This window comes from Mesorhizobium sp. M0854, from assembly GCF_040319815.1.
Lineage (GTDB): Bacteria > Pseudomonadota > Alphaproteobacteria > Rhizobiales > Rhizobiaceae > Mesorhizobium.
Genome location: NZ_JAMYOL010000032.1, coordinates 52393 through 59298, shown reverse-complemented (window position 1 = coordinate 59298; position 6906 = coordinate 52393). Strand labels below are relative to the sequence as shown.

The window sequence follows — 6906 nt, the reverse complement described above, 5'->3', positions numbered from 1 at the left end:
ATGGTCGCAAATCAAAGCATCAGGGGGTCAAAATTGGACGCCGATTCCCCAGCTTATGGGGTCAATTTTGCACGCCGATTGACAGATTGGCGCTGGCATCAAAAGGCACTCGGTCAGGGCTGCATCTTCAGCATCAATCCGGACGCTCATTCGATCCGCGAGCTCGACCACATGCATTGGGGTGTCGAGATGGCGCGCAAGGGCGGTGTCCCTGCGAAGCGGGTCCTGAACGCGAGCGTTTGACCGCCCTCCTTGCGCATCTCGCTCGGCGCAGGCAAACGTCCTAACCTGCTTGTGCGCCCAGCCTATCAGCGCAGGAGTCCGTCCTTCTCAAAATCCTCCCAGCCGCGCAAACTGGAGTGCGAGTTCTCATCGGGGCCATAGCCAGCTGAAGCTGCAGTTCCGCGACCGCTTCTTTGAGCACGTTTCATAGCGGCCTTCCCCGCGGCTCGCCGCCTATTCTCTGCAGCTGTCGCTGCGTCCTGTTCGCGCCAGACCGTAACCAGGTCGCGGTCAAGCACATCCTCCACGTGCTGCGGGTCGAACACGTGAAAGGTGATGTTCCTTGCCCGCCCGCGGAGTTTCACCGTTTTCGTCCCGGCGCTCTGCAAGCGACCATCTTTCAACCAGCGGTGCCGTTCGGCCGCCGATATCGTCAGAATGTCCTCGATTTCACGGGGGATTACGCGCAGGCCTTCGATATTCTGCAGTGCTTTGGATACGATCCCGAATACCACCTGCACATCATTCTCGGCGCCCTCAGACAGGCGCAGGGTAAGCACGCGGGACTCGATATGGAGCAGTTTCCTGAACTCCATTGGAAGGCGGGCGCGTATTTCGAGAAAAATACCCCTCGCTCGGACGGACGATCCAAGCGTTGCAGCCGGGGTTAAAGGCCACTCTCCAATCAGCTTCGCTGTTGCATTGATTTTTCGGCGCGTGGACATGCCCTTTATATAGGTTACCGATTGTCGGCAACGATGAGCCGATCGCAAAGCTAACATGAGTTCTAATCCGCCAGCGGTCTGAACCACGATGCCCTAAAGGCGCAACCACGATTATCAGCGGGGCCGCTCAACTTCGGCTAACAGGAAGCGGCAGAGTTGATCTCAAAGTGCGATATCAGGCGCGTTGCCGCCTGGCGGCTTTTTGGAGGCCACAGCCTGACCGTCCGTGATTGGGAGCCACATGGCTAAAGCGGCTGTTCCGCTATTGAGCCTCAACATCCGTTTTAGGGACCCACCCCGTCGAGTTCAATCGCGAATCCCGCATCGATCGCGCTTTGTATAATGAGATCGCCAAGTTGCCAGTCCGTGAGTTCGCACAGCGGAAGCATTCTCCTCACGATGTGGCTAACCTCCGATATCGAAATGCTAGGGCTGCCGATGTTGTCGATCAGGTAACAGATAATCGCCTGGCGAACGTCTGAGAAGGTGGGCGTCTGCGTGAGCGCAGGCATATATGGCCTACGAATGGAGCCGTGGTTCTAGACCATCGGCCGTTTTTGCATCGAAAGCGACGGGCACCCCGTGAATGATGGATGCCGCCGCCAATAGCTCCTCCAACTCGCGGTCGGTGGCCCTGCATGCGGGCATGAGTGTTCGGATGGCGCGGATTGCCTGTGCTATCGAAAGGAAGTGGGCCTTGCCTCTGGAGAGAACATAGGCTTCGGCGGCTCTTTCAACCGTGACTGTGTCAAAAGTGGTGGTCATCGAGAATTCCTCCCTGAACCCTGACCCACACGATTTACGGCACGAATTCGGTAGCTTGCAAGGGTTTGTCTGATTTAGGACACTTGGGCGGAGGCTAGGCCGAAGTGACTTTGCTCCTCCTCCCCGTAAGCACCATGCGTGAGTCGTGTCATTCCAACGCGGTCGATAATCGTGATCTCGCCGCGCTTGGCGTGAACCAGCCCCCGATATTCAAGCATTTGGAGGGCCGTGGTAACGCCGGGGCGCTGGGCACCAAGCATTGTCGCCAGGAATTCATGCGTCAGGTAGATCTTATTTCCTTCGACGCGGTCTTGGACCATCAGCAACCAGCGGGCCAACCGCTCCTCGATTTTGGAGTGGCCGTTGACCAGTGCCGTCCGGGACGACTGGATGAGGAACGCGTGGGCATAGCGAAGCAGTGACTCGCGAAGGGATTGGCTCTCCGCAATCGCAGAGCGAAGAGCTTCAACCGGGAGGATCCAGCCATTACCTGCGACTTGGATATAGGTTTCATTGGGCGACTTGTCCTGGCCGAGAATAACGGCAACTCCTGTCATGCCGTCGTGGCCGACGATGCCGACCTCGCTTTTGCGCCCTCCGGTCATCGTAGCGACCACCGACGCGATGCCCATCTCTGGAAAATACACACGCTCGATCGGCTGATAAGAGACTTCCAGCTGGTCTTTGATGTTGAGTTCGACGTGATGCAGTGACGCCCTCAAAAGCGCGAAATCCTCCGAGGAGAGGGTTTTCAATACATGGTTGCGAAGAAGGGATTGGGGCATGGCTCTCTCTCCCTGCGGGCAAGAGCACGTACCTCTTACTGTCGGCTGCGTCCGACGCGCTGGCGGCCGATGTGGGAAGCATAGGCTTCAAATGTGCGGTTGGCAAAGAGTCCGTGCCTGGCGAAAGGCTCGGGGAATGTCGGCTTGAGTCCCGTAGGTGGTGGGCGCTTCTTATGACTTATGAGGCCGGTCACGAATGTCCGGAACCGGCCTAAGCAGATCGGCAGGTTTCGAGCATCGAGTTGGCAAAAGCAGTCGTTCAGCTCACGTGATGAGTTTCGGGCGCCGTCGCCTTGCGCTTACCGACATTGTGCTTCACCCGTTCCGGCCCTCTTCTTAAGCGCAGTAACTTTGAAACAAATCCTGCCGGCAGGCGTTCCAGCATGGCGGGCGGCGTCGCCGGAGGACCCAATGCCCGACGAATACAATGACATCGTCATCCCCCAAGACCACGATGCATCGCCACTTCGGGAGGAGGAGTATTTCGTCCTCTGCCCGGCGTGCGGCCAAGCGTTCGACATCAGGTGTATGGCAGAGGCGCTTCATCACAACGAGCTAGGCCACGAGCCATACGACCTCGACTCGTAGTCGGCAGTGATCGACGACCGTCGACGAGCGTTTGGAGATGTCCCTTCACCGCCTCTATGCGAGCCGGGTCGAGACCAGCACCGAGGGTAAGCTCTCGCTCATGTGGCCGGTCGCGTTGCCGATCGGGCTAAAACGAATCCCTGTCGCAAGGGCGGGACCTTCGTCGGCACGCTATGTCTTGACGATACCTTGCGGGCTTTCAGCAACGACTTGATGCCGTTGCGGTCGTTGTCGATGCGGCCGCGGCCGTGACCAACCGAAAGCTTCGACAACGCATCCACCACATGCGACAGGTTGTTGTTCATCCAGGGCGACGGCGCCTACTCCACCGCAACCATGTCGCCCAGTTCTGTCACGACGCTCCGAAGCAGACCTGCTCCGGCATCGGGTGCCGGGACCAACATGTGATCTCCATAATGCGTAAGAGCCGGAGGCCCATCGCCGGCGACAAGGCGCTCATTGCAGAGAAAGGTTACGATCGACCGGATCGTCTCCTTCGACAGCGCACACGTGCGACACGTCCTGGCCGCGCGCGCCGCCTGTTGCCGAGAGCGACGATCGCGAATGCGCGAACGGCTGGACGGCAGGTGAAGCGGGGTCGCGATAGGCGCACATCGGACTTGCTTCACCGGTAGTCCGAAGACGCCAGCGACGCTATCTGACCGAAAGCAAACAGAAGCTAGGCGTGCCCCACTGAAAGCACAAGCAAGCGCAAACGTTCCTGGACTGATGCTCGGCTGGCGGCAACTTGCTCGCTAGCCGAGTTTATCTCAGCCGGTGGTCGGGGGAGACCAGCCAGCCACACGCTGGTGATTCCAACCCGAGCCGATGTGCCAATCAGCAACCTTCGTCGGTCTTTTTCACCTGGCCCGGCGCGGCGGTATTGGCTGTCGTGTCCTGCTGACCTGGCGCAGCCTGCTGAGCGCTGCCAGTCTGCTGGCCGGGCGCGCAGTCTCTGGCCGAGTTCTGATTTGTGGTGCCGCTGGTGGTGGTCGTGTCGGTGCCCTGATCGCCGGACATGTTGGTCCCGCTGTTCGTCGTGCCGGTGCCCTGATCCGTCGTGCTGGGCATGGTCGTCGTGGTCGAGGTGCCGCTCGTCGAGGTTCCGCTCGAAGTTCCGCTGGTCGTCTGGGCAAAGGAAAGCCCGGCCGACACCGCCAGCACGGCCGAAACCAAAAGGATGCGTTTCATCTTCTTTCTCCTGTCTGAATGCGCGGGATGCGCCTGGCCAAATCGAACAGGCAGACAGAAGGAGTGTTCCCCGATGAAGTTCAACTTTTGTAACTCTGGTCGTAGATCAGCCTTAGGATGGCGGGCGTAGATTAGAAACCTCTTGAAGAAGACACTGCCCGCACCAGAATCCATGGCATGGCTCGGGGAATAGGCATTGGTGACCAGGTGGCGATTACTGCCACGGTTCGAAGGCGGATAACAGAGGACCGCGTAAGCGTCTCGATCCCAGGTTACGACTTCCCACATTCCATCATCGATCACACCAAGGTGAACCGAGGCCAGCAAATCGACCTAAAAGGCGAGGTCACGCGCATCGACGAGGACACCGTGACGATCGACCTCGGGCCGCTGGTCACGGTCGACCGTGACAAGGTCCGGCTAATGGAGAAATATCGGCCGCCAAAACGATGAAAGGCACTTGTCGTTGCCCCGGATTAGGACCGACAACATCGCGACAGGCTATGAGGGCAGGCCGCATGACGGGCCGGTAGAGAACGAGTCGAAGCATTTTGTCTACTGCCCAGTCTGCGGCCAAACGTTCGACGCGCGCGATCTTGGACAGGTGTTCCACCACGCTGAGCCACAGCACGAGCCGCTTCCGGTCGAGCAATAGTCCAGCTAGTTGAGCTCCGGCAGACCGACGTTGAGACCCTTCAGCGCGCCACCGAGATGAGAAAAGGGTGCTGCGTGCACCGCGCCTTCCCCGCGCGCCGATGTTCCACCTGGACCGCAAAAAAGTCCCGCCGCACTGCCAGAACGGCGGGACCGATCAAACGCTTTTCACCAGGCGGGGGGATGCGGGGGGTGGGCTTGCCAAGTGAGCGCGGACCGTAACCAACCCTAAGCGCAACAGCGGCAACGCGTCCACCAACCGCCGGTTGGAGCGACAGGACGATTGAGCCGCCGCCAGGTCAGGTCATCCCGGGTCGCTATCGCTCGCAACCAGCCGGTAGCGGAAATTGTTGCGGATGTGGTCGTTGAAATAGCGGCCCTTGGCGAACGCGGCCCGGAACGCGGCAAAGGTTTCCGGCGGTACCCCCTCAAACTCGTACCGCTTGCCGCTGGCGACGAACCACACCGAGAGGGTCCTTCTATCCAGATCATATTCCATCTTGCGGATCGAAGTAGATGGCATGAGCACCACAGGCCGAGGCCCGCGCCTTGCGGGGAGCGCGGGCCGATCTGCAGCAATACCTGGAGGGGAGGATTCGCTGCGTGCACCGAACTTTCGCGGCGGTCCCGTGTTCCCAATCGAGATACACAAAAAGCTGGCTGCACCTTTCGGCATCACGCGGACGTTGGATTTCTGAGAAAGCGCGAGCGTCAATACTAACTTCTGGTGATGGAATTTTCCCGTGAGATAGGCACGCTCCACGGCGAAAGGAGTGCCCCGCCATGACCGTCCTCGCCTACAACCTTGCCAATGACATCAAAGGATTATGGAGGGTCGTCTTCGTGCCGGACGAACTGCATCTATATGTGGAATTCAGCCAGCCAGACGCCGACACAAACCCGGCTGATTGGATGAGCGTTGATGATTTCCTTGCATGGCGGCCGAAAGGCGCACTCCACGAGCGAGCGCGCGACAGCTTGGTTTCGCTCATTTGCAAGGCCCTGACAGGGCGATGAGACACGGGAAACCCGCACCGAGATCGAGTGCGAGCGCCGCGAGTGGGCCTAGGGCCCCACAAGCCAGTGCGACCCCGCCGCCGGCAAACCGCGGCGGGCGAGTGCCTCGGGGACACGATGGTAGATTGCTAATGCGTTCGCGCGTGTGGCCTTAAGTCGCAAACTATTGGCTTCAGAAGCAGGGCGTAGGGCTTCATTGATGGTGCTACCAACACCATATGGTGACCCATAGCCCTCCAAAACGAGAGAAGCTCGTCCCGACGGGTCGCACTGCGGCCGTCAGCTGGTAATTGCTACGAACTAGGAAACCATCATGATGCCTGAAAATATCAGACTAACTTCGCGAGACGTCCCCCTCATTCAGCTAGGCCTCTATCAGTGCCGCTTCCCGGTGAGCGAAGACGCTTCTGTACCTGGCGGTTATCGTTTTTGTGCTGGGCCAACTTCGCCGGATCGCGTCTACTGCGATCACCACCACAACATTGTGACCGCCGTGGACCCTCGTCGAGCCCGTGCGGGTCTTCACCTCGCTCAACGACGCGCCGCGTAAGCCTGACTGGCGGCGGCCTCCCGGCCAGGCGCTATGCGCTCCAAGGCCTTGGCTACGACCTTTCCGTCGGCTCGGTCTGGCCCATCCCGCCTTATGCCGTCTTCGCCGATGTATCCCCCGTCGCCCGATTGAGAACGACGACTTCTCGCCGAGCCTTTCAGCTCGCTACTCGCACAAACGCGTCGGCTCCAAAGGTTTGTCTGTCAGCACATCTTCAATGTGCCCGCGCCTGAAGCCCCAACATCTTCTGCGACCAACCGCGTACCTGGCACCGCCGATCGGTTGCTGCGGCGGATTTTCGCTGTTCGCAGCTGAACAATGCCTATCAACCTTGTCATCGCACCTAGTCGCACGTAGCGGCCGTTCGAATTCTCATCGCTCGGCGCGATGTTTGGTCCGTCTGGCCACA

Annotated in this window: 10 protein-coding genes; 4 read left to right on the top strand and 6 right to left on the bottom strand. The window is 59.5% G+C overall.

What is annotated here, in order from left to right:
• Nucleotides 1–243 (top strand): PHP domain-containing protein (locus NKH99_RS28385; RefSeq protein WP_353016993.1); only part of this gene is annotated, 243 nt, incomplete at its 5' end.
• Between the two features lie 65 nt (nt 244–308).
• Here NKH99_RS28385 and NKH99_RS28380 read toward each other — a convergent pair.
• The 3 genes from NKH99_RS28380 to NKH99_RS28370 form a co-directional block, all read right to left on the bottom strand.
• A complete protein-coding gene (locus NKH99_RS28380) occupies nt 309–947 on the bottom strand; it encodes a hypothetical protein (RefSeq protein WP_353016990.1) in 639 nt (212 codons plus the stop codon).
• 519 nt (nt 948–1466) lie between these two features.
• Nucleotides 1467–1712, bottom strand: coding sequence for a hypothetical protein (locus tag NKH99_RS28375; protein WP_352648366.1), 246 nt, complete (start codon nt 1710–1712; stop codon nt 1467–1469).
• A gap of 74 nt (nt 1713–1786) precedes the next feature.
• Nucleotides 1787–2497 (bottom strand): Crp/Fnr family transcriptional regulator, encoded by a 711-nt coding sequence (locus NKH99_RS28370; protein ID WP_352648365.1) that lies wholly within the window; start codon nt 2495–2497, stop codon nt 1787–1789.
• Between the two features lie 411 nt (nt 2498–2908).
• On the opposite strand from NKH99_RS28370, the gene NKH99_RS28365 reads away from it, so the two are divergent.
• Entirely contained in the window at nt 2909–3085 is a 177-nt protein-coding gene (locus NKH99_RS28365) for a hypothetical protein (protein ID WP_352495879.1), read from the top strand.
• 98 nt (nt 3086–3183) lie between these two features.
• On the opposite strand, the gene NKH99_RS28360 is transcribed toward NKH99_RS28365, so the two are convergent.
• Nucleotides 3184–3390 (bottom strand): hypothetical protein, encoded by a 207-nt coding sequence (locus NKH99_RS28360; RefSeq protein ID WP_353016986.1) that lies wholly within the window; start codon nt 3388–3390, stop codon nt 3184–3186.
• 532 nt (nt 3391–3922) lie between these two features.
• Nucleotides 3923–4276, bottom strand: coding sequence for a hypothetical protein (locus tag NKH99_RS28355; RefSeq protein ID WP_352648361.1), 354 nt, complete (start codon nt 4274–4276; stop codon nt 3923–3925).
• Nucleotides 4277–4453: 177 nt separating this feature from the next.
• Here NKH99_RS28355 and NKH99_RS28350 point away from each other — a divergent pair, with 177 nt between their 5' ends.
• Nucleotides 4454–4729, top strand: a complete 276-nt coding sequence (locus NKH99_RS28350; RefSeq protein WP_353016984.1) for a hypothetical protein — start codon at nt 4454–4456, stop codon at nt 4727–4729.
• A 505-nt stretch (nt 4730–5234) separates the two neighbouring features.
• Here the strand turns inward: NKH99_RS28350 and NKH99_RS28345 are convergent.
• Nucleotides 5235–5693: a KTSC domain-containing protein gene (locus NKH99_RS28345; protein WP_353016982.1), complete on the bottom strand. Its 459-nt coding sequence runs from the start codon at nt 5691–5693 to the stop codon at nt 5235–5237.
• Between the two features lie 20 nt (nt 5694–5713).
• Here NKH99_RS28345 and NKH99_RS28340 point away from each other — a divergent pair, with 20 nt between their 5' ends.
• Nucleotides 5714–5947: a hypothetical protein gene (locus NKH99_RS28340; RefSeq protein ID WP_352467844.1), complete on the top strand. Its 234-nt coding sequence runs from the start codon at nt 5714–5716 to the stop codon at nt 5945–5947.
• Nucleotides 5948–6906 lie beyond the last annotated feature (959 nt).

What these genes read in the sequence shown, in the direction of transcription:
- NKH99_RS28365 (WP_352495879.1), top strand. Translation starts at nt 2,909, where the DNA reads ATGCCCGACGAATACAATGACATCGTCATCCCCCAAGACCACGATGCA.
- NKH99_RS28375 (WP_352648366.1), bottom strand. Translation starts at nt 1,712, where the DNA reads ATGACCACCACTTTTGACACAGTCACGGTTGAAAGAGCCGCCGAAGCC.
- NKH99_RS28360 (WP_353016986.1), bottom strand. Translation starts at nt 3,390, where the DNA reads ATGAACAACAACCTGTCGCATGTGGTGGATGCGTTGTCGAAGCTTTCG.
- NKH99_RS28380 (WP_353016990.1), bottom strand. Translation starts at nt 947, where the DNA reads ATGTCCACGCGCCGAAAAATCAATGCAACAGCGAAGCTGATTGGAGAG.
- NKH99_RS28340 (WP_352467844.1), top strand. Translation starts at nt 5,714, where the DNA reads ATGACCGTCCTCGCCTACAACCTTGCCAATGACATCAAAGGATTATGG.
- NKH99_RS28355 (WP_352648361.1), bottom strand. Translation starts at nt 4,276, where the DNA reads ATGAAACGCATCCTTTTGGTTTCGGCCGTGCTGGCGGTGTCGGCCGGG.
- NKH99_RS28350 (WP_353016984.1), top strand. Translation starts at nt 4,454, where the DNA reads ATGGCTCGGGGAATAGGCATTGGTGACCAGGTGGCGATTACTGCCACG.
- NKH99_RS28370 (WP_352648365.1), bottom strand. Translation starts at nt 2,497, where the DNA reads ATGCCCCAATCCCTTCTTCGCAACCATGTATTGAAAACCCTCTCCTCG.